Annotated in this window: 20 protein-coding genes and 1 tRNA gene; 11 read left to right on the top strand and 10 right to left on the bottom strand. The window is 63.1% G+C overall.

Going from position 1 to position 22,031, the window contains the following annotated elements:
* The first annotated feature begins 29 nt into the window (after positions 1 to 29).
* A complete protein-coding gene (locus AACH55_RS08630) occupies positions 30 to 491 on the top strand; it encodes a MarR family transcriptional regulator (RefSeq protein WP_338719023.1) in 462 nt (153 codons plus the stop codon).
* Positions 492 to 852: 361 nt separating this feature from the next.
* Positions 853 to 1,872, top strand: a complete 1,020-nt coding sequence (locus AACH55_RS08635) for an alpha/beta hydrolase (RefSeq protein WP_338719024.1) — start codon at positions 853 to 855, stop codon at positions 1,870 to 1,872.
* Positions 1,873 to 2,133: 261 nt separating this feature from the next.
* Here AACH55_RS08635 and AACH55_RS08640 read toward each other — a convergent pair whose 3' ends face one another.
* Positions 2,134 to 2,802, bottom strand: a complete 669-nt coding sequence (locus AACH55_RS08640) for an alpha/beta hydrolase (RefSeq protein WP_338719025.1) — start codon at positions 2,800 to 2,802, stop codon at positions 2,134 to 2,136.
* 172 nt (positions 2,803 to 2,974) lie between these two features.
* Here AACH55_RS08640 and AACH55_RS08645 point away from each other — a divergent pair, with 172 nt between their 5' ends.
* Positions 2,975 to 3,649: a hypothetical protein gene (locus AACH55_RS08645; protein WP_338719026.1), complete on the top strand. Its 675-nt coding sequence runs from the start codon at positions 2,975 to 2,977 to the stop codon at positions 3,647 to 3,649.
* Between the two features lie 54 nt (positions 3,650 to 3,703).
* Here AACH55_RS08645 and mog read toward each other — a convergent pair whose 3' ends face one another.
* Entirely contained in the window at positions 3,704 to 4,333 is a 630-nt protein-coding gene (gene mog / locus AACH55_RS08650) for a molybdopterin adenylyltransferase (RefSeq protein ID WP_338719027.1), read from the bottom strand.
* Positions 4,323 to 4,928 (bottom strand): ribosome biogenesis factor YjgA, encoded by a 606-nt coding sequence (gene yjgA / locus AACH55_RS08655; RefSeq protein WP_338719028.1) that lies wholly within the window; start codon positions 4,926 to 4,928, stop codon positions 4,323 to 4,325. The genes mog and yjgA overlap by 11 nt, the downstream gene beginning before the upstream one ends.
* A gap of 75 nt (positions 4,929 to 5,003) precedes the next feature.
* Here yjgA and pmbA point away from each other — a divergent pair, with 75 nt between their 5' ends.
* The 3 genes from pmbA to AACH55_RS08670 all read left to right on the top strand — a co-directional run bounded on the left by pmbA (position 5,004) and on the right by AACH55_RS08670 (position 8,620).
* Complete coding sequence (pmbA, locus tag AACH55_RS08660) at positions 5,004 to 6,368, top strand: metalloprotease PmbA (RefSeq protein WP_338719029.1); 1,365 nt, start codon at positions 5,004 to 5,006, stop codon at positions 6,366 to 6,368.
* Positions 6,369 to 6,447: 79 nt separating this feature from the next.
* A complete protein-coding gene (locus tag AACH55_RS08665; RefSeq protein WP_338719030.1) occupies positions 6,448 to 6,939 on the top strand; it encodes a GNAT family N-acetyltransferase in 492 nt (163 codons plus the stop codon).
* An 82-nt stretch (positions 6,940 to 7,021) separates the two neighbouring features.
* Positions 7,022 to 8,620 (top strand): MDR family MFS transporter, encoded by a 1,599-nt coding sequence (locus AACH55_RS08670; RefSeq protein WP_338719031.1) that lies wholly within the window; start codon positions 7,022 to 7,024, stop codon positions 8,618 to 8,620.
* A gap of 41 nt (positions 8,621 to 8,661) precedes the next feature.
* On the opposite strand, the gene AACH55_RS08675 is transcribed toward AACH55_RS08670, so the two are convergent.
* Entirely contained in the window at positions 8,662 to 10,155 is a 1,494-nt protein-coding gene (locus AACH55_RS08675) for a deoxyribodipyrimidine photo-lyase (protein WP_338719032.1), read from the bottom strand.
* 206 nt (positions 10,156 to 10,361) lie between these two features.
* Positions 10,362 to 10,446 (bottom strand) — tRNA-Leu (locus AACH55_RS08680).
* Between the two features lie 221 nt (positions 10,447 to 10,667).
* On the opposite strand from AACH55_RS08680, the gene rnr reads away from it, so the two are divergent.
* From rnr to cysE, 3 genes are all read left to right on the top strand, one after another.
* Positions 10,668 to 13,172, top strand: a complete 2,505-nt coding sequence (gene rnr / locus AACH55_RS08685; RefSeq protein ID WP_338719033.1) for a ribonuclease R — start codon at positions 10,668 to 10,670, stop codon at positions 13,170 to 13,172.
* A 92-nt stretch (positions 13,173 to 13,264) separates the two neighbouring features.
* Positions 13,265 to 14,002, top strand: coding sequence for a 23S rRNA (guanosine(2251)-2'-O)-methyltransferase RlmB (gene rlmB / locus AACH55_RS08690; protein ID WP_121039396.1), 738 nt, complete (start codon positions 13,265 to 13,267; stop codon positions 14,000 to 14,002).
* Positions 14,003 to 14,118: 116 nt separating this feature from the next.
* Positions 14,119 to 14,871: a serine O-acetyltransferase gene (gene cysE, locus AACH55_RS08695; RefSeq protein ID WP_338719034.1), complete on the top strand. Its 753-nt coding sequence runs from the start codon at positions 14,119 to 14,121 to the stop codon at positions 14,869 to 14,871.
* A 51-nt stretch (positions 14,872 to 14,922) separates the two neighbouring features.
* Here cysE and AACH55_RS08700 read toward each other — a convergent pair whose 3' ends face one another.
* The 5 genes from AACH55_RS08700 to AACH55_RS08720 form a co-directional block, all read right to left on the bottom strand.
* Positions 14,923 to 15,705 (bottom strand): UDP-2,3-diacylglucosamine diphosphatase, encoded by a 783-nt coding sequence (locus AACH55_RS08700; protein ID WP_338719035.1) that lies wholly within the window; start codon positions 15,703 to 15,705, stop codon positions 14,923 to 14,925.
* A 24-nt stretch (positions 15,706 to 15,729) separates the two neighbouring features.
* Positions 15,730 to 16,218 carry a peptidylprolyl isomerase gene (locus tag AACH55_RS08705; RefSeq protein ID WP_338719036.1) on the bottom strand — a complete coding sequence of 163 codons (489 nt, stop codon included), beginning with the start codon at positions 16,216 to 16,218 and terminating at the stop codon, positions 15,730 to 15,732.
* Positions 16,219 to 16,308: 90 nt separating this feature from the next.
* Positions 16,309 to 16,878 (bottom strand): peptidylprolyl isomerase, encoded by a 570-nt coding sequence (locus tag AACH55_RS08710; protein WP_338719037.1) that lies wholly within the window; start codon positions 16,876 to 16,878, stop codon positions 16,309 to 16,311.
* On the bottom strand, positions 16,875 to 18,092 hold the full coding sequence (locus tag AACH55_RS08715) for a L,D-transpeptidase (protein WP_338719038.1): 1,218 nt from the start codon (positions 18,090 to 18,092) through the stop codon (positions 16,875 to 16,877). Before AACH55_RS08715 ends, AACH55_RS08710 begins: the two co-directional genes overlap by 4 nt.
* A gap of 36 nt (positions 18,093 to 18,128) precedes the next feature.
* Entirely contained in the window at positions 18,129 to 19,673 is a 1,545-nt protein-coding gene (locus AACH55_RS08720) for a tetratricopeptide repeat protein (protein ID WP_338719039.1), read from the bottom strand.
* A gap of 233 nt (positions 19,674 to 19,906) precedes the next feature.
* On the opposite strand from AACH55_RS08720, the gene cysS reads away from it, so the two are divergent.
* A complete protein-coding gene (gene cysS, locus AACH55_RS08725; protein WP_338719040.1) occupies positions 19,907 to 21,298 on the top strand; it encodes a cysteine--tRNA ligase in 1,392 nt (463 codons plus the stop codon).
* A gap of 1 nt (position 21,299) precedes the next feature.
* Positions 21,300 to 21,959, top strand: a complete 660-nt coding sequence (locus AACH55_RS08730) for a DNA-3-methyladenine glycosylase (protein WP_338719041.1) — start codon at positions 21,300 to 21,302, stop codon at positions 21,957 to 21,959.
* Positions 21,960 to 22,031 lie beyond the last annotated feature (72 nt).

Raw genomic sequence — 22,031 nt, forward strand, 5'->3', positions numbered from 1 at the left:
TTAATTTTGGCCTCGCTAAACTGCGCAGCATGAATTCGAAAACAGACAAACGCAAGGTGGCCCCGCTACTGGATGCCCAGTTGTGTTTTGCGCTGTATTCGACGTCGCTGTCGATGAGCAAGCTCTACCGCAAGCTCTTGCGCAAGCTGGGCATCACCTATTCGCAGTATCTGGTGCTGATGGTGTTGTGGGAGCGGGACCAACTGACCGTCTCCGAGATCGGTGAGCGCCTGGTGCTGGACTCGGCCACGCTGACCCCGCTGCTCAAGCGCATGGAAGCACAGGGCCTGGTGACCCGCGAGCGTGCGGCCAATGACGAGCGTCAGGTAGTCATCTCGCTCACCGCGGAAGGCGACAAGCTGCGCGGGCAGGCAGCCGATCTGCCGCGCGAAGTGTTGCGCGCCACCGAGTCGACCGCCGCCGAGCTGACAGCGATGAAGGAAGAATTGATGTCCTTGCGCGCCCGCCTGCACAAGAATACGGGCGAGTGAGCAGAGGGTGGTCTGAAGGGATGGGGTGAGCTGGCCGCGTCCCTTTTTTAAAGTCAAATATATAGCGCGCTACTAAATAGTGTTTTATGTTATTGCGACGGGAGTGGGGCAACAAATCCTGCCCGCTTACGACCGGCTTCTCAGGTGGCATCACCTGAATGGACTGTTATACGCAGAGCCAATAGCCTAAATAAGTAGTTTGCTATTTAATAGGATTTTAGTTTTATTGCCGCAAGGCGCATTTTTCTGGCGTCGTATGCCAGAGCAGTACCGCAGTATCAGGCAACAAGAAAGCAGTTCCCTCGCAGCACCTACCCGGTGAATCTCACCGATCCGATCATCAGAGAAAAGGAAGAAGATCATGACCTCGTTCAAGCAACTCGCCGCCGTCGCCGCCATCGGCCTGGTTTTTGGTAACGCCTATGCCGCCGGTGATGCCGGCGTGGAACCGACCACCCAATCTTTCCTGCAGGCGCTGGAAGCCGGTGGCGGCAAGCCCCTGGAACAGCTCTCGCCGCAGGATGCGCGCGCCGTGCTGGTCGGTGCGCAAGCCAGCGTGAAGCTGGACCTGCCCAAGGCCGACGTATCGGAAAAGACCATCACCGTCGACGGCCAGCAGATCAAGCTGACCATCGTGCGTCCGGCGGGCGTGACCAAGACCTTGCCGGCCTTCATGTTCTTCCACGGCGGCGGCTGGGTGCTGGGCGATTTCCCGACCCACGAGCGTCTGGTGCGTGACCTGGTGGCCAACTCGGGTGCGGTGGCTGTGTTCGTGAACTACACGCCGTCACCGGAAGCCGGCTATGGCGTGGCGATCAACCAGGCCTATGCCGCCACCAAGTGGGTGGCCGAGCACGGCAAGGAGATCAAGGTCGACGGCAAGCGCCTGGCCGTGGCCGGCAACAGCGTCGGCGGCAACATGGCCGCAGTCGTGGCGCTGATGGCCAAGGAAAAGGGCGGCCCCGCCCTGCGTTCGGAAGTGCTGCTGTGGCCGGTGACCGATGCCAACTTCGAGACCGCTTCCTACAACCAGTTCGCCAATGGCTACTTCCTCACCAAGAACATGATGAAGTGGTTCTGGGACAGCTACACCACCGATGCCGCCAAGCGCAAGGAAATCACCGCCTCGCCCTTGAATGCGACTCCGGCGCAACTGGCCGGCCTGCCGCCGACGCTGATCCAGACGGCCGAGAAGGACGTGTTGCGTGATGAAGGCGAGGAATATGGCCGCAAGCTGCAAGCCGCAGGCGTGGCCGTGACCAGCGTGCGCTACAACGGCATGATCCACGACTTCGGCCTGTTGAATGTGCTGGCCAAGGTGCCGGCCGTGCAGACCGCGATGCGCCAGGCTGGCGAGGAACTGAAGTTCCGCCTGAAGTAATCGCTGCCGTTTGACCTGCGCGTGAAGTCGCGCAGGAGGCGGTTATCCAAACGCACAAGGCCCTGGACGACGCATGCGTCCAGGGCCTTGTGCCTTCACCTTTTGCCTATCTGGAGACCGTTCATCCTGAGTAGGCCCGCAAGGGCCGTATCGAAGGCGGACAGCCCGCAGCGCCTTCGATACGCGGCTGGCGCGGCTACTCAGGACGAACGGGTAGTGGGGCGCAAACGATTCTTTGCATTCCTCTTGCCATTCAATCCTTTACTTCAGCACGCGCGTCAGCCACGCACCGATATCGTCGACTTCCTCGCCGCACACCGAATGCTGCATCGGATAGTCATGCCACTCGACCTTGTGGCCCAGTTGCGTGAGCAGTTCGCGCGACTTCACTGCGCGCTCCAGCACCACCACCGGATCCATGGTGCCGTGCGCCATGAAGATGGGCGTGTCATGGTTGGCCGCATGGCGCTCGGCGGCGATGGTGGCGGCCAGCGGCAGGTAGCCCGACAGGCACATCAGGCCGGCCAGCCGCTCCGGATGGCGCAGGCCGGTCTGCAATGTCATCGCGCAGCCCTGCGAGAAACCGGCCAGCACGATGCGCTCGGAGGGGATGCCGCGTGCGCGCTCTTGCGCGATCAGCGCTTCGATGGCGGCCTGCGAGGCGCGCAGGCCGGATTCGTCTTCGCGGCGCACCAGGTCGGGGGCGAAGATGTCGTACCAGGCGCGCATCACGTAGCCGCCGTTGATGGTCACCGGCATGGTCGGTGCGGTGGGGAAGATGAAGCGGATCGGCGGGCAGCCGGAGAGGTCCAGCTCGCGCACGATGGGCACGAAGTCCGAACCATCGGCACCCAGGCCGTGCAGCCAGATGACGGAGGCAGTGGGATTGGGGGCGGTATCGATCTGGATCGTCTCGAGGGGAGCGGACATGAGAGGGCGGTTCCTGTTGCGGTCTGTGGATGGAAGGGGCAGGGCATTTGTGTCTGCTCTTGCGCGGGAGCACAATACGCCCTTGCCCGTTGTCATACGCAGCATCTGCTGCAATGGGCTGACATCATACGATGAACGCCGCCCTCATGGCGGCGCCGAACAAGGAAATCCCATGAAGTCCATCCCATCGCGCCGCCCGCTGGCTGCGTTGTTGCTCCCCTTGCTGGCGGCCAGCCTGGCGCTGGCGCCGCTGTCCGGCCATGCCGAAGCTGAGGGCCGGCTGTTCCAGCCCAAGGGTGAAAACCTGATGATCTCGCCGCCGCCGGGCTGGCGCCTGGCCTACATGGATGGCGATCCGGACGGGGACTACATGGTGGATTTCCTGCCGGCCAACGAAGCCCACGACTCCTGGCGCGAAGGTTACATGGGCGTGCAGCGCCGCAGTTTTCCCGAGGCCGGATTGCTGGCCAATATCCAGGCGCGCAATCTGACCGTGGCGCAGGTGGCCTTGAGCGAGGTGATGCAGGGAGCGCAGCGCAATTGTCCGGGCCGCTTCGTGGCCATGGCGCAGAAGAATGGCAGTACCAACAATATCCCGCTGTCTGTCAGCGGTGGCTTCTGTGACCGTACCGGTCCAGTTGCGCCTTATGGCGAGGGAACTGTACTGGCGGTGTATCAGGGGAAACAGCAACTGTTCGTGGTGCAGTTCAGCTGGCGTCCGCCCACTGACGCGGCCAACAAGCAATATCCTTTCCGCATCTCGCCGGCCGGGCTGCAACAGTATCTGGATCTGATCAATGCGGCCACGCTGTGCGGCGGGCCGGAGGAAGGGAAGTGTCCGAACTGAGGGAAGGGTGGCCCGCAGTGTTGTGCGGGCCGCTGCCTGCCTTACTTACTTTTTTTACTTGCTGGCAGGCCTGATTGCCGACTTGGGGCGGAAGGCCTTGCACACAGCTTCCACGGTCTCGATATACGGACCGCCGATGAGGTCGATGCAATAGGGGATGGCGGCGAAGATGCCCGGCACCTTGACCTTGCCGTCCTGGTCCTTCAAGCCTTCCAGCGTCTCGCGGATGGACTTGGGCTGGCCGGGCAGGTTCAGCACCAGAGCGGCATGGCCCTCGGTCTCGCGGATCACGGCCACCTGGCGCGAGAGGATCGCGGTGGGCACGAACTGCAGGCTGATCTGGCGCATCTGCTCCCCAAAGCCCGGCATTTCCTTGGTGCCGATGGCCAGCGTGGCTTCGGGCGTGACGTCGCGCCGCGAAGGGCCGGTACCGCCCGTGGTCAGCACCAGGTCGCATCGTGCCGCGTCGACCAGTTCCACCAGGGTCTGTTCGATCCGCTCACGTTCATCGGGGATCAGACGGGTTTCGACTTCGAACGGGCTGGACAGCGCGCTGCCCAGCCATTCCTGCAGGGCCGGGATGCCCTGGTCCTGATAGACGCCACCGGAGGCGCGGTCGGAAACGGAGACCAGGCCCACGCGCAGTACCTCACGCGCGACGGGTGCCACGGCTTCAACGCTCATCGTCGTCCTGCTCATCGTCCTGGTCCCCGGCCGCTTCGCCCTTGGCCAGCGCGGCCTGGGTCTGCAACTGCTTGAGGATCTGGAAGATTTCGCGGTAGGCCTTGGGCGGCTTGTTTTCCGCCTGCTCCTTGCGGGCATTGCGGATCAGGGTACGCATGTGCTGCACGTCCACTTCAGGATGGCGGTTCAGCAGTTCGGTCAGTGCCTGGTCGTCGGCCAGCAGCTTTTCACGGCGGCGTTCCAGCGCGTGCATGGCGGCGGTTTCGGCCTTGGATGCACCGTGCCAGCTGTCGATGGTCTTCTGGATGATGGCGATCTCGTCGGGTTCGAGCGTGCGCATCTTCTTGCCCACGTATTGCATCTGGCGGCGGCGGCCTTCGTGATCCTTGATCTGCTGGCATTCGAGGATGGCGTCGCGCACGTCTTCGGGCATGGGGACGCGTTTTACGCGGTCGCGCGGTTCGTTGACCAGCGATTCGCCCAGCTTTTGCAGGGCATCCATCTCGCGCTTGAGCTGGGACTTGGAGGGGCGGTCGTATTCCTGTTCGAATTCGCTGGATTGGAATCCGACAGCGCCGCGATTGGCATTGGGCATATCGTGAGGTCGAGAAATAAAGCTTAACGGCTGCTATGATAACCGTTTTACCCGGATTTCAGAGAAAACAGGCTCATGAGCGATACCCCATTCACGCACAGTCAGGACCAGTTGAAGCAGTTGGCGCAGGATGTCCTGCGTTATGCCCGGGACAAGGGCGCCTCGGACGCCGCCGTCGACATCAGCGAAGGCAGTGGCCTCTCGGTAGCGGTGCGCAAGGGCAAGATCGAGACCATCGAGCAGAACAAGGACAAGGGCATCGGCGTGACGGTGTTCCTCGGAGAAGGCCGCCAGGTGCGGCGCGGCAACGCCAGCACCTCGGACTTTTCGCAGCAGGCCTTGAAGGAAACGGTCGAGGCCGCCTACAACATCGCCCGCTTTACCGCCATCGACGACTGCGCCGGCCTGCCCGACGCCGAGATGCTGGAAATGGCCCCGCGCGACCTGAAACTGTTTTCGCCATGGAACATTTCCGCTGAAGAAGCTGTGGCGCTGGCCCAACGCTGCGAGACCGCGGCGCTCGACACCGATCCGCGCATCACTAACAGCGAAGGCGCCGGCGTCTACGTGCAGCACTCGCATTTCATCGCAGCCAACAGCCGTGGTTTCATGGGCGGCTATCCGTTCTCACGCCACACCATCTCGGTGGCGCCCATCGCCGGCAAGGGCGCGGGCATGCAGCGCGATGACTGGTATTCCTCCAAACGCGATCCGAAGAAACTCGCCCAGCCCGAAGCCATCGGCCGCTACGCCGCCGAGCGCGCACTGGCCCGCCTGAACGCGCGCAAGCTCACTACCCGCAAGTGCCCGGTGCTGTTCGAAGCGCCGCTGGCGGCAGGTCTCCTGGGGGCCTTCGTGCAGGCGGTGTCGGGCGGTGCGCTGTATCGCAAGTCGACCTTCCTGCTCGATTCGCTGGGCCAGCAGGTCTTTCCCGAGCACATCCAGATCCTGGAAGATCCGCACGTCATCGGCGGGGTCGGTTCCGCCCCCTTTGACGAAGAAGGCGTGCGCACCGTGCGCCGCGAAGTGGTCAAGGATGGCGTGGTGCAGGGCTACTTCCTCTCGACCTATTCGGCGCGCAAGCTGGGCATGCAGACCACCGGCAACTCCGGCGGCTCGCACAACCTCACGCTGCGTTCGGACCTGACCACCAAGGCCGATACCTTCAAGGGCATGTTGAAGAAGATGGGTACCGGTCTGCTGGTGACCGAGCTGATGGGGCAGGGCGTGAACTACGTGACGGGCGACTATTCGCGTGGTGCATCGGGTTACTGGGTGGAGAATGGCGTGATCCAGTATCCGGTGGAAGAAATCACCATCGCCGGCAACATGAAGGACATGCTGCGCCAGATCGTGGCCGTGGGTAACGACACGCTCATTCGCGGCTCCAAGGAAACGGGTTCCATCCTGCTGGACCACATGACCATCGCTGGCGACTGAGCCTGGAGTATGCCGCCCGGGCGCCTGCGGCGCGCCTGGCGGCACCACGGCCAGCGCCGCCCAACGGGGGAGGCAAGCCATGGACGACATCCACATCCGGCGCGGCTATCTGCCAGGCGCCATCGGACGTGTAGCCGAACTGCACGCCGCCTATTACACCGAGAACTGGAGCTTCGGGGTGTACTTCGAAGCCCGTATCGCCACCGAGCTGGCGGCCTTCATGAGCCGCTACGACGACCGCCGCGACGGTTTCTGGACGGCCACCGTGCACGGCCGCGTCGAAGGTTCGCTGACCATCGACGGCCAGCATGCGCAAGAGCGGGGCGCGTGGCTGCGCTGGTTCATCGCCTCCGAAAAATTGCGCGGCCGCGGGGTGGGTGATGCCCTGCTGACCGAAGCGATACGCTTCTGCGCCGAATGCGATTATCCGTCGATCTACCTGTGGACCTTCGAAGGCCTGCACGCTGCGCACAGCCTTTGCCAGCGCCACGGTTTCGTCCTCGCAGAAGAGCGCATCGGCTCGCATTGGGGGGTGAAACTCAACGAGCAGCGCTACGAACTGCTGCTGTGATGCACTCTGCGGGCTGCGCCATGCAACGCTAAAATGGCGGATTGGCGCAAGCGCGCAACTTCGGATATCCATTCTCCGCAACATGGCCCTACATACCGACGCCGCCCACTCCAGCGGCCAAGTCCTGCCGTTCCGCGAATCCCTGCTGGCCACCCTGGGCATCTGCTTCGTCATCATGCTGGTGGCGCTGGACCAGACCATCGTCGGTACTGCGCTGCCGACCATCGTGGCTGAGTTGAAGGGCTTCGAACTCTACGCCTGGGTGGCGACGGCCTACCTGTTGAGCTCGGTGATCACCGTGCCCATCTTCGGACGGCTGGGTGATTACTTCGGCCGCAAGCCCTTCGTGATCGCGTCCATCATCGTCTTCGTCGGCGCCTCCGCCTTGTGCGGGATGGCCAACAGCATGCTCTTCCTGGTGCTGGCGCGCGGCCTGCAGGGCATCGGCGGCGGCATGCTGGTGGGCACCTGTTTCGCGTCCATTGCCGACCTCTTCCCTGATCCGCGCGTACGGTTGCGCTGGCAGATCATCCTGTCGGCCTCTTTCGGCATTGCCACGGCAGTCGGTCCTTCGCTGGGCGGCTTCCTCACGCAAGGGTTGGGCTGGCGCTGGGTGTTTTACTGCAACCTCCCTATCGGCGTGCTGTCGCTGTTCTTCGTCTGGCGCTTCGTGCCGCACATCCGCCACATGCAGCATGCTGGCAAGATGCGGCTGGACTGGCCGGGAGCATTGCTGATCTCGCTCTCGCTGGGCAGCCTGCAATTGCTGGTGGAGCTCTTGCCCAAGCGTGGCATCACCAGCGGCATGCTGGTCTTGCTGGCGGTATCGGCAGCAGCCTTCTATGCGCTGTGGAAGTGGGAGCAGCGTGCGGCGCAACCCATCCTGCCCTTCGAGATGCTGCGCGATCGCGCGCTGGCCAGCCTGTTCCTGCTGTCGGTGCTGGCGGGATTCTCCATGTTCTCGCTGCTGATGTATGCGCCGCTGCTGTTCCAGGGCGGCTTCGGCTTGAGTCCGCGCGAGGCGGGCTTGCTCATCACGCCGCTGGTGGCCTGTATCACCGTGGCCAGTATCGTCAATGGCCGCATCATCACGCGCATTCCCAATCCCAACCTGATGATGAACCTGGGCTTTGCGCTGATCGCCGCTTCTTGCCTGGGTGTGGTGCTGAGCGACCGCACCACCGGCAATGGTTTCCTGTTGGCGGTGATGCTGGCCGGTGGGTTCGGGCTTGGTCTGGTGTTGCCCAATCTCACCGTGTTTGCCCAGCAGGCGGCCGCGCGCGAGCATCTGGGTATTGCCACCGCCTTGCTGCAATCGCTGCGCATGATCGGCGGCATGCTGGGCACGGCCATCACCGGTACGCTGGTCAGCCAGATGTATGGAGCGGGCGTGCAGAAGGCCCTGGAAGGGGATCACGCGGCGCAGTGGCTCAAGGACTTCAGCGACCCGGAAGTGCTGGTCAATCATGACATCCAGTCTGTGCTGCTGGCCCAGCTGATGCGCGCCGGACATGATGGCTCGGCCTTGCTGGAGGCCGCGCGCGAGGCGCTGGTCGGCGCCATCCACATGGGTATCGCCATTGCCATCGTGGCTGCGCTGGTGGGACTGTGGATGGTGCGGCGGGTGCCGCCGATCCGCTTTGATCAGGACAAGAAGGTGGAGCCGGTCATGTCGGAATGAATAAAAAACGGGCTGCATGCAGTCCGTTTTTTGTGTCCGCCTTACTCTGCTTTTTCCGTTTTCTTGACCACCGCATAGCGCGCCAGCGTGCGTTCGCGCGCCTGCGCATGATCGACGATGGGACGCGGATAGTTCTGCCCCAGCGTTACCCCGGCTGAGAGGCGTTCATCGGGTGTTGCGGTCCATGGGGCATGGATGCGCTTGTCGGACAGTTTGGCCAGTTGCGGCAGATAGCGGCGGATGAACTTGCCCTCGGGGTCGAATTTCTCCGACTGCGTGACCGGATTGAAGATGCGGAAGTAGGGCTGGGCATCGCAGCCTGATGACGAGGCCCACTGCCAGCCGCCGTTGTTGGCAGCCAGGTCGAAGTCGTTGAGATGGATCGCAAAATATTTTTCGCCCCGGCGCCAGTCGATGCCCAGGTCCTTGGTCAGGAAGCTGGCCACCACCATGCGCAGGCGGTTGTGCATGTAGCCGGTCTGGTTGATCTGGGCCATGGCGGCGTCCACCAGCGGATAGCCGGTGCGTCCCTCGCACCAGGCGGCGAAGAGCTCCTCGGCGTGCTGGCCTTGCTCCCACTGGATGGCGTCGTATTCGGGCTTGAAGGCCTTGGCGGTCACGCGCGGATGATGGTGCAGGATCATGAAATAGAAATCGCGCCAGGTCAGTTCTGACAGCCATATGGAAGCCCCGGCGCCACCTTGCCCCGCACGCATGGCCTGCATGGCCGCGCGCGCGAGCGTGCGGATGGAGACGGTGCCGAAGCGCAGGTGGATCGACAGATAGGACGGACCCTTCACTGCCGGAAAATCGCGCGCCGTTCCGTAGGCGCCGATCCGGCCCAGGAAGTCCTCCAGCAGGGCATGCGCGCCCGACATGCCCACAGGAATCTTCAGTTCGTCCAGATTGCTGGGCTGGAAGCCCAGTGCCGCATGCGTGGGGAGGGCTTGCGGCATCGCACCGGGCGGCCTGGCCAGCGCCTGGAAATATTTTTCGACGGGATAGGGCTTGAGGTAGAAGTCGCCGCCCGCTGCTGCCAGCTTGGCCATCCAGGCATTCTTGTAGGGCGTGAAGACCGAGAAGGGCTTGGACGATTGGGTCAGCACTTCATCCTTTTCAAAGATCACCTGGTCCTTGTGGCTCAGCAGTTGCGCGCCGGTCTTCTGCAGGGCCCGGGCCACGGCTGCATCGCGTTCCGTTGCGGCGGGTTCATAGTCGGTGTTGACGAAGACCGCTTGCACCTCCAGCTCGGCGGCCAGTGCCGCAATGCATGTCACGGCCGATCCGTGCAGCACGATCAATCCGCCGCCGGCCTTGCGCAAGGCCTGGTCCAGCTCGGCCACGCTGGCCAGCAGGAAATCGACGCGGCGATCCTGCCGTACGCCCTCGGCCTTGAGTGCATCGAGGATATCGGTATCGAAGACGAACACGCACCAGACCGCGCGGCTCTGCGAGAGCGCGTAGTAGAGGGCGGCGTGATCGGTGTGGCGCAGGTCGCGGCGGAACCAGACCAGGGACTTGTCGAAGTGGGGCATGCGTCGTGATGAAAGATTGAAGAGCCGCCGGGTAGCAGGCTTGGCGCATGATAAAAGATTTCGCCTGCGCCAATCCGGGTGAGGCTGCCGTGACACGGCTTTGACGCGGAGTGCGTGAATTTGAAGGAGGAGGGCGTAGGCGCCTTGCTCGTGGACCCCAAAATACAAAAGGCCGACTGACTTTCGTCAATCGACCTTTTCTATTTTGGTGCCCACGGAGGGACTCGAACCCCCACACCTCGCGGCACATGGACCTGAACCATGCGCGTCTACCAATTCCGCCACGTGGGCTGCGCTGTAAAGCGAAGACCGTGATTATAGACAGTCTGGGCGCGCTGTCAACAACTTTTTCATTCCCATGAAGCAAATTTCGTTGCAATACGATGCCCATCCCCCTTTTTGCCCCCGTATTGCGGTTAGGTAAATGGCCGCAACTCCGTTACACTAGGCACATCCGTCGGCCTGGGCACACTTCGCCTTGGCATTTATAACAATTGCGCGAAACGAAACTTTTGAGCCAATTTCCCTATTCCATTCCCAGCCGGGAAGAGATCCTCGGCATCCTGCGTACTTCGTCCGGCGCGCAAAATGCTGCCGCACTGGCAGCCGCGCTCGGCGTCAAGCCCGAAGAAATGGATGGCCTCACGCGCCGCCTCAACGCCATGGAACGCGACGGCCAGATCAAGCCGGATCGCGCCGGAAACTACAAGCTGACCCATTCGCCCGATTTCATCCTCGGCCGCGTCTCGGCCCATCGCGATGGCTTCGGTTTTCTGCTGCCCGATGAAGGAACCGATGACCTGTTCCTGCCCGAGAAGGAAATGCAGAAGGTCATGCACGGCGACCGCGTGCAGGCGCGCATCACTGGCACCGATCGTCGCGGCCGTCCCGAAGGCACCATCGTCGAAGTGGTGGAGCGCGCCAATACGCACGTGATCGGCCGCCTGTTGAATGAAAACGGCGTCTGGGTGGTCGCCCCCGAAGACAAGCGCATCGGCCACGACGTGCTGCTGGCCGGCCCTCCGGGCAAGGCCAAGGCAGGGCAGGTGGTGAGCGTGGAGCTGACCGAGCATCCCTCGCGCTACACGCAACCGGTGGGCAAGATCGTCGAGATACTGGGGGACATCGACGACCCCGGCATGGAAATCGAAATCGCCGTGCGCAAGTACGGCGTGCCGCACGAATTCTCGGATGCCGCCAAGAAGCTGTCCTCCAAGCTGCCCAGCGAAGTCAAGGCGGCTGACCTGAAGGACCGCGTGGACTTGCGCGATGTGCCGCTGGTCACCATCGACGGCGAAGACGCGCGCGACTTCGACGATGCGGTCTACTGCGAACCGGTCAAGATCGGCCGCAGCAAGGGCTATCGCCTGATCGTGGCCATCGCTGACGTGAGCCATTACGTCAAGCCCAACGACGCCCTCGACGTGGATGCGCTGGAGCGCAGCACCTCGGTGTATTTCCCGCGCCGGGTCATCCCGATGCTGCCGGAAAAACTCTCCAACGGCCTGTGCTCGCTGAACCCGGACGTGGACCGCCTGACCCTGGTGTGCGATGCCGTCATCACCGCCAAGGGCGAGATCAAGGCCTACCAGTTCTATCCGGCCGTGATTCACTCGGCAGCGCGCCTGACCTATACCGAAGTGGCCTCGATCCTGGCCAATACCAAGGGCCCGGAAGCGGCGCGCCGCATCGGCCTGGTACCGCACCTGACGCATCTTTACGAAGTCTTCCAGGCGCTGCTGACGGCACGCCAGGCACGCGGTGCCATCGACTTCGAGACCACCGAGACCTACATCGTCTGCAACGCCGCCGGCAAGATCGAGAAGATTTTGCCGCGCACCCGCAACGATGCTCACCGCCTGATCGAGGAATGCATGCTGGCCGCCAACGTCTGTGCGGCCGACCTGTTGAAGCGTCACGATCATCCGGCGCTCTATCGCATTCACGCCGGCCCGACCAAGGAAAAGCTGACGCAATTGCGCACCTTCTTGAAGCAGGTCGGCCTGAGTCTCGGCGGTGGCGACACCCCCAGCGCTTCCGACTATGCCGAGCTGATGCCCAAGGTCAAGGCGCGTCCGGATGGCGTGCTGATCCAGACCATGCTGCTGCGTTCGATGCAGCAGGCCGTCTACAGCCCGGACAACATCGGCCACTTCGGCCTGTCCTACGAGTCCTACGCGCACTTCACCAGCCCGATCCGCCGCTATCCCGACCTGCTGACGCACCGTGCCATCAAGGCCGTGCTGCAAGGCAAGCGCTACGAACCCAAGGGCATCGACAGCAGCGCGCTCAATACCTCGATCTCGCCCGCCGCGCGCAAGGCCCAGGCGCTGCAGCGTGCCACCGACAAGGCCGCCGGCAAGAAGCCGCGTGGCGAAAGCGCGCTGGCGATCTGGGAAGCGCTGGGCCTGCACTGTTCGGCCAACGAGCGCCGTGCCGACGAGGCCTCGCGTGATGTGGAAGCCTGGCTGAAGTGCTACTTCATCCGCGACAAGCTGGGCGAGGAATTCACCGGCACCATCGCCGGCGTGGCGACCTTCGGCATCTTCGTGCAGCTCGATGCGCTCTACATCGAAGGCCTGGTGCACGTCACCGAACTGGGTGCCGATTACTTCCAGTACGACGAAGCGCGCCATGAGCTGCGCGGCGAGCGCACCGGCATCCGCTACCAGCTGACCGACCGCGTGACCGTGCAGGTCAGCCGGGTGGACCTGGATGCGCGCAAGATCGACCTGTCACTGGTCAACGAGCCGGGCATCCGCACCCTGATCAAGAACGAAGCCAAGCGCGCCGAAAGCGCTGCACGCGGCAAGTCAGGTGGCAGCAAGCAAGCCGCTGCAAGTCAGCCCGCATCACGCGGCAAGAAGGCTGCGCCGGCCAAGCCGGCAGCCGCTGCCGGCAAGTCCAAGGGCGGTGCCAAGGCCGGTGCCGCCCGTAGCGGTACGGCGCGTCCTGGCGAGGCCGACCGCAAGCGCGCTGCCGCCAAGGGCTTCAGCAAGGGCAAGAAGAAGCGATGAGCATGTCCCCGGTCTGGCCGCAAGCGGCTGGTCGGGTTTGATGGAACGAGGGACGCCTGTCCCGAGCAAGACGAAAGACACAAGCAGGATCTATGAAGAGCAAAATGATTTTCGGCTTCCATGCCGTGACCTCCCGCATCCGCCACGAGGCTTCCTCGGTGGAAGAGATCTACGTGGATGCCGAGCGCCGCGACCGCCGCATGCTGGATCTGCTGCATGCGGCCAAGGAAGCCAACGTGCGCATCATCCAGGCCGACGACCAGCGCCTCGCGGCCATGGTCGGTACGCGCCGCCACCAGGGCGTGGTGGCCAAGGCCGCCGCGCTGTCGCTGGCACGCACCCTCGATGAACTGCTGGATGCCGTGGTCGGCCCGCCGCTGCTGCTGATCCTCGACGGCATCACCGATCCGCACAACCTGGGCGCCTGCCTGCGCGTGGCCGATGGTGCCGGCGCGCATGCCGTGATCGCGCCCAAGGACCGCGCCGTGGGCCTGAATGCGACCGCCATGAAGGTTTCCAGCGGTGCCTCCGACACCGTGCCCTACATCACCGTCACCAACCTGGCGCGCACCATGCGCGACCTGAAGGAACGCGGCGTGTGGATCATCGGTACCTCGGACGATGCCGAGAAGGGTCTCTACGAAGGCGACTTCACCGGTCCCACCGCGCTGGTGATGGGCTCCGAAGGCGAAGGCATGCGCCGTCTCACCCGCGAGACCTGCGACGTGCTGGTCAATATTCCCATGTTCGGATCGGTCGAGAGCCTCAACGTTTCGGTGGCGTCCGGCGTCTGTCTGTACGAGGCGCGACGCCAGCGCTTGCCCAAGTAAGTCCGGTCATCCCGCATGACACCATCGCCGGACTTCGTGTCCGGCGATTTTTTTTGCCATTCCATTTCTGTATCACTTCGCAGCTTTTTTCCTTTCAACGTTTCAGGAAGCACACCATGTTCAGCCGACTCAGAGAAGACATCGCCAGCATCCGCGAGCGCGACCCCGCCGCGCGTAACAGCTGGGAGGTGCTGACCTGTTATCCCGGCCTGCATGCGGTGATCCTGCATCGCTGGGCCAAGGCCTGCTGGACGGCCGATCTGAAATGGCTGGGCCGCTTCATCTCCCAGCTCGGACGCACGCTGACCGGCATCGAGATCCATCCCGGCGCCACCATCGGCCGGCGTGTCTTCATCGATCACGGGATGGGTGTCGTGATCGGCGAGACCGCCATCGTCGGTGACGATTCCACCATCTATCAAGGCGTGACCCTGGGCGGCACTTCGCTGGCCAAGGGCGCCAAGCGCCATCCGACGCTGGGGCGCGGCGTCATCATCGGTGCCGGGGCCAAGGTGCTGGGCGGCTTTACGGTGGGCGATGGCGCCAAGGTCGGCTCCAACGCGGTGGTGACCAAGGAAGTGCCGGCCGGTGCCACGGCGGTGGGCAACCCGGCGCGCATCGTCGAGCGCAATGCTTCGCCGGGCGGGCGCGAGCAGGCGGCAGCGCGACTCTTTGCGGCCTATGGCGTGATGCCCAATGGCGATGATCCGCTGTCGAAAGCCTTGCATGGGCTCATCAATCAGGTGGCCGCACAGGAGCAGCAACTGGAAGCCGTGCTGGCCGCATTGCAGCGAGCTGGGATAGGGTGTCGGCGCATGGAAGAGGCCGGACAATTCGACGCCGCACAACTGAACCGGCTGGTCGATTGAAGAGAAAACTGCAGCCGGGACCATCCGGCTGCGGTGAAGTGAAATGCCGGATCAGGCGATCTCGTTGCCGTCCACGTCATGCCGATGCAGCACGCCATCGGCCGTCAGGCTGATCCAGCCGCCACGCGGCGTCTCTACGTCATATTCCCAATCCGGCAGGACATAGCGCAGCTTGCCATCGGCGAGACGATGCAGGGCAGGGCGGTGCGTGTGCCCGTGGATCAGCACATCGGTGTCGGTCTGCGCAAAGAGCGCATCGATGGCGCCGGCATTCACATCCATGATCGCCATGTCCTTGCTCTGGTTGGCGTCCTGGCTGTTCTTGCGGATACCCTCGATGATGGCCTTGCGCTGCGCCAGGGGCATGGCCAGGAACTGCTGCTGGTAGGCCGGCTGGCGCACCTGCGCGCGAAAGGCCATGTAGGCATGGTCATCGGTGCATTGCGCGTCGCCATGAGCCAGCGCCAGGGTGCGGCCAGCCAGGGTGACCACGTGCGGGTCATCGAGCAGCGTCAGTCCTGCGGCATCGGCAAAAGCCTGGCCGACCAGGAAATCGCGGTTCCCGGCCATCCAGTACAGTTGCACGCCGTGGCCCTGTACAGTTCGCAGCGCATCAGCAATCAGTTGGTTGTAGGGGCCAGTACGGTCGTCATCACCGGCCCAGTACTCGAACACGTCACCCAGCAGGTACAGTTGCTGCGTCTGTACCGCATGGCTTTGCAGGAAGGCCAGGAAAGCCTCGGTGGTGCGGGGCAGGGCGGCCTGCAAATGCAGGTCGGAAACAAAAAGCGCAACCGTCGGTTGCGCTTTCTGCATGAACTGGAAATCAGTCATGGTCGATGAGGGAAATGGTCAGTCTCAGACCACTTCTGCCTTCTCGATCACCACGTCTTCCGCAGGCACGTCGGCGAACATGCCGGCGCGGGTGGTCTTCACACCCTTGATCTTGTCGACCACTTCAGTGCCTTCGACGACCTTGCCGAAGACGCAGTAGCCCCAGCCGTCCTGGCCCGGGTAGTCGAGGAAGCTGTTGTTCTTGACGTTGATGAAGAACTGCGCCGAGGCCGAGTGCGGGGCTGCGGTGCGGGCCATGGCCAGGGTGTAGGGCTCGTTCTTCAAGCCATTCTTGGCTTCGTTCTCGATCGGCTCACGGGTTTCCTTCTGCTTCATGCCGGGTTCGAAGCCGCCGCCCTGGATCATGAAACCGTCGATGACGCGGTGGAAGATGGTGCCGTTGTAATGACCGGCGTTGACGTAGGCCAGGAAGTTCTCAACGGTCTTGGGAGCCTTCTCTGCATCCAGTTCGATCTTGATGTTGCCGTGGTTGGTGGTGAGCAGAACTGCCATGATGAATCCTTTGCTTGTGGGGGAATGAAAAAAACCGGCGGGCGACTTTGGCCCGCCTTGGCTGCTTGGCTACGTCAAGGGACGCCGGCCTTACTTGACCAGGGTGGCCGATTCGATCACCACCGGCGTGGCCGGTACGTCGCCGGCTCCGGTGCGCACCTGCTTGATCTTGTCGACCACATCCGCGCCGGCGATGACCTTGCCGAACACCGCGTAGCCCCAGCCATCCTGGCCGGGGTAATTCAGGAAGCGGTTGTCCGCCACGTTGATGAAGAACTGGGCGGTGGCCGAGTGCGGTGCCGAGGTGCGCGCCATCGCCACAGTATAAACCTCGTTCTTCAAACCGTTATTGGCCTCGTTCTTGATGGGCGCGTCGGTGGGCTTTTCGCGCATGTTCTGGTCGTAGCCACCGCCCTGGATCATGAAGCCATTGATGACGCGGTGGAAGACGGTGCCGTTGTACTGGCCCTTCTTGACGTACTTGAGGAAATTGTCGACCGAGACCGGGGCCTTTTCGGGATTCAGTTCCAGGGTGATGTCACCCATGCTGGTCTTGAGCAGCACGCGCGGCGCGTCAGCGGCCAGGACCGGAGCGGCCAGGGTGGCCGACAGGGAAAACGCTGCTGCCATGCGCAGCAGGTGACGACGGGAGAGGATCATGCGTTGCCTTCGTAAATGATTTTCCATTGCGATCCTTCGCGCACCCAGTACTGGCGCTTGCGGATCGCGTTCTTGCTCTTGCCGACCGCACTTTCCTGGGTGAAAGTGCTGACGATCATGTCTTCCGGTGTGCCGGGATAGCGGAACAGGCTGACATCGCGGAGTTTGACACTGGTGTAGCGCGCCCCGTTCAGGCTCTTCTGCTGGCGGCTGAACCAGGTGGCCAGGTTTTCGCCCTGGGCCGAGCGGAATTCGGGCGAGTAATACGACAGCACCTGGTCGGCATCCGCATTCTCCAGCGACTGGCCCCACTGTTCCAGCATGGCCGAAGCGGCGTCGCGATCCTTGGCCAGGGCGTCCTTGTTGACGAACTGCACGTTCTGACTGATCACCACCACCGTCTTGCCGACCTCGGCGGTGGAATACAGGCTCTGCAGATCCGGATTGGCCAGCACCACGCAGCCGTCCGAAGACAGGGGCGGGCGGCTGAAGTTGTCCGAGGGCGTGCCGTGCAGCCAGATGCCATAGCCGCTGCGGCCGTTGCGCTTGTCCCATTCATTGGGGTAGGACAGCGGCAGAGCGCCGGTGCCATAGAAGTCGGGCAGCTTGGGGCCGGGGATGCGATTGTTCACGTAATACACGCCGATGGGCGTGCGCTGGTCGCCGGACTTGGTCTTGTTGGCGCCGAAGCGGCCTTGCGAGATGTAGTAGTCGGTCAGGTACTTCAGATCGCCACCCTGGTTCTCGTAGACGTACATGCGCGAGCGCGTGGTGTCGACCACCAGCACGTTTTTCTGGTCGTCGCCGACCTGCAGCACGGCCTTGGGGATCAGGCTGGGGTCGGGTTTTTGCTGCAGCGAACGAATGCGCACCATGGCTTCATCACGCAGTTCCTTGAGCTTGTCGCTGGGGCCATCGGCCATCGCGCCGAAGTTGCGCACCGGTCGCGCATGCATCAGCAGCAGATCGCCGCGCACCAGGTGGCCGAGACGGAAGGTGGGATAGGCCGCCACCAGCGCATCGGCCTTGGCCTGGGCTTCGCGCAGGCGGTTGGCCCCCAGGTCTTTGTAGATATCGATGAGCAGGGCTTCCGGATCGGGCTTGGCGGCCGGCGCACCGACCGTATTGCCTTGCGGCGGAATGGAAGAAGAGGATGCCTCGCTGCCCATCACAGGCAGCCCTGCCAGGCACAACATCAGAAGGCGTCCGAGCATGCGCGCGGGACGCCCTTGCAAAGCGCTAGCCACCAATTACCCTCCCGATCGTTCCTGTTTGATCAGCCATCGATTGCCCTGTTTGACGAAGATCAGGGTCTTGCGGCTGTCCACCGTCAGCCGATCCGAATTATATATCTGGCGATAGCGCACGGTCGCGATGTTGCCGTTGATGCTCACCGTGGCATTGCTGACCTTGACGCTGATGCGGCCCTTGTCCTCGATGCGGGCGCGGCGCTCTTCGGCCCATTCTTTGCGGGAGGCGCCACGGGGTGTCTCGAAGTCGCTGGCGTAATGACCCAGGTAGCTGCGCACGTCCTTGTCGCTCCAGGCCTTGGCCCATCCATTCAAGGCCGCCAGCACGGTGGCCTTGTCCTGTTCGGCGCTGGCTTCGGCCTTGGCCTTTTCCTTGTCGGCGCGGGCCTTGTCAGCCTTGGCCTTTTCGGCAGCGGCCAGCTTGTCGGCCTTCGCCTTCTCGGCAGCGGCCAGCTTGTCAGCCTTGGCTTTCTCTGCGGCCGCCTGGGCTGCTTTTTCCTTCTCGGCGCGGGCAGCCTGCTCGCGGGCCAGCTTGTCGGCCTGTTCCTTGTCCTTCTGCGCCTGCAGTTCCTTCTGCTTTTGCTCGGCGGCGGCCTGGTCGGCAGCAGCCTTCTGGGCGCGCGCCTGTTCGGCGGCCAACTGTTCGGCGCGGGCCTTCTCGGCCTTGGCGCGCTCGGCGGCCGCTTTTTCTGCCGCTGCCTTGTCTGCGGCGGCCTTGTCGGCAGCAGCTTTCTCGGCCGCTGCCTTGTCGGCCGCAGCCTTGTCCGCAGCCGCCTTTTCCTTGTCGCTGGTGGCCTTGGCGATGGCGGTCTTCTCGGCCTCGGCCTTGTCGGCGGCGGCCTGCTGTGCCAGTTTCTCGGCGGCCAGCGCGCGGTTGCGTTCCTGCTGCTCGGCGGCAGCCGCCTCGGCCTTGGCCTTGGCATCGCGTTGCGTGGAGGCGGCCGAGGCCAGGCGCGGCACGGTGCCGCCGGTGGTGTTGCCGTTGAGTGAGCGCAACAGCGTCAGCTTGGGCTGCGGCACGTTGGCGCCCGGATCGATCTGCAGCGCCTTGTCATAAGCCTGGCTGGCCAGCTTGGCATAGACGTCGCCCAGGTTCTCCAGCGCCGTCGCATAGGTCGGATTGGTGCGCATGGCCATGTCCAGCGCAGCTCTGGCCTTGTCGTACTGGCCGTCGGCCGCATACAGCACCGCCAGGTTGTTGTACGGCTCGGGCAGGTCGGGGAAGTCTTCGGTCAGCTTGGTGAACACGGCAATGGCCTCGGCAGAACGGTTTTGTTCTGCTAAGATCAGGCCCTTCGTGAAACGCAGTTGCGCATCGCGCGGGTGTTTCGCCAGTACGGCATCGGTCTTGGTCAGTGCTTCGGCATACTGCCCCGCCCGCATCAGCTTGTTGATGTCAGACATTTCACTGGCATGCGCAGCGCTGGCGGGCACCGCAAACAGGGCGGCCACCAGGCTGGACAATACTGCCGTCTTGTGGGCAGTTTTGCTGATCAAACCGCGCAAACCATGAATGGATGTCTGTTCTTGTGATTCTGGGGGCATGGTTTTATCGATGCTATACTCGAAGAAATTCGAAGAAAGCTGGCATTTTATATCAAACAAGTAAGACAAAAAGAGGTTTGGCTACCGTGACCCGTTCATGTTGCAATTGCTGCTAGAACAATGAAACCCAGGCAGGGGCCTGCCAGCGCCACGCTTCTTCACGGTGCCGGCCCTTCGCAGATTGCATGAACCAGGCGTCCTCACCGGTCCCGCCAACCCAGAATTCCCATCCCATGAGCGAGCTCAAGATTTACAACACGCTGTCGCGTGATAAGCAGACCTTTACCCCGATCGAACCCGGCAAGGTGCGCTTGTACGTGTGCGGCATGACCGTCTATGACTATTGCCATATCGGCCATGCGCGCGTGCTGGTGGTGTTCGACATGGTGCAGCGCTGGCTGCGCGCGTCCGGTTACGCCGTGACCTACGTGCGCAACATTACCGATATCGACGACAAGATCATCAAACGCGCTGTCGAAAACGGCGAAACCATCGCCCAGCTGACCAACCGCTTCATCGATGCCATGAACGAGGATGCCGCCGCCCTGGGCGTGCAGCGTCCCGACCATGAACCGCGCGCGACCAAATACGTGCCGCAGATGCTGGACCTGATCGGCAAGCTGGAAAAGAACGGCCTGGCCTACAAGGCCAGCGATGGCGACGTCAATTACTCGGTGCGCGATTTCCCCCGCTACGGCAAGCTCTCCGGCAAGTCGCTGGACGACCTGCGCGCCGGCGAGCGGGTGGATGTGAACACCGGCAAGCGCGATCCGCTGGACTTCGTGCTCTGGAAGGCCGCCAAGCCCAGCGAGCCGGACGAGGCCAAGTGGGACTCGCCCTGGGGCTGCGGCCGTCCGGGCTGGCACATCGAGTGCTCGGCCATGTCCGGTGACTTGCTGGGCGAGCATTTCGACATCCACGGCGGCGGCCAGGATCTGCAGTTCCCGCACCATGAAAATGAAATCGCCCAGTCCGAAGGCGCGCACCAGCACACCTTCGTGAATTACTGGATGCACAACGGCTTCGTGCGCATCGACAACGAGAAGATGTCCAAGTCCCTGGGCAACTTCTTTACGATTCGCGACGTGCTCAAGAAGTACGACCCGGAAGTGTTACGTTTCTTCATCTTGCGTGCGCACTACCGCAGTCCCCTGAACTATTCCGATGCCCACCTGGACGATGCCCGTCAGGCGCTCACCCGCCTGTATACGGCCTTGAAGGACGTGCCGCCGGAAGCAGGCGGCCTGCAGGCCGATGAGGCGCATGCACAAAGGTTCACAGAGGCCCTGAACGATGACTTCAACACCCCGGTCGCCATCGCCGTGCTCTTCGAGCTGGCCAATGAAGTCAACCGCAGCCGTTCGCCATCGCAGGCGCGCCAGCTGAAGGCGCTGGCCGGCATCCTGGGCTTGTTGCAGCGCGAGCCGGGCGAGTACCTCAAGGGCGGCGTGGCAGCGGCAGACGGTCTGGGCGAAACCGAGATCGAAGCGCTGATCGCAGCGCGCAAGGCGGCCAAGGCGGCCAAGAACTTCGCCGAAGCCGACCGGCTCCGTGCCGAGCTGACCGCGGCCGGCATCATTCTGGAAGACAAACCGGGCGGCCTGACCGAATGGCGGAGAGCTTGATTTGAATACCAACCGAAAAGCCAGCGAGGCCGATCCCAGCCTGATCGTCCCGGCCTACTGGGAAGAGGCCAAGGCCGAGCTGATGAAGCGCGACCGCATCATGCGCAAGATCATCCCGCAATTCGGGGATCTGCAACTGACGGTGCGCGGCGACGCCTTCACCACGCTGGCGCGCTCGGTGATCGGCCAGCAAATTTCGACCAAGGCCGCCAATGCGGTCTGGCAGCGCTTCCTGGAAGCCTGTCCGCGCTGCACGCCGGCCCAGGTGATGCGCACCGGGCCCGAAGGGCTGGCCGCTTGCGGCTTGTCCAAGCGCAAGGCCGAATACATCCTCGATCTGGCGGCGCACTTCAAGGCCAAGACGGTGCATCCCGACAAATGGGCGGAGATGGAAGACGAAGCCGTCATTGCCGAGATGATCCAGATCCGCGGGATTGGCCGCTGGACAGCCGAGATGTTTTTGATATTTAATCTGCTGCGCCCGAACGTGCTGCCGCTGGATGACCTGGGATTGCTCAAGGGCATCAGCATCAGCTACTTCTCGGGTGAGCCGGTCTCGCGCAGCGATGCGCGGGAAGTCGCCGCGAACTGGGAACCGTGGCGCACCGTGGCCACCTGGTATCTGTGGCGCAGCCTGGATCCGCTGCCCTCCGATTATTGATCCAAGAGGGAGAGGGCGCGGGCAGCGCTGGTGTATACTCCCGTCCTCCCAAGATTTGAAGGCAAACCGATG

It is taken from the genome of Herbaspirillum sp. DW155 (genome assembly GCF_037076565.1).
Taxonomy (GTDB): Bacteria; Pseudomonadota; Gammaproteobacteria; order Burkholderiales; family Burkholderiaceae_D; genus Herbaspirillum.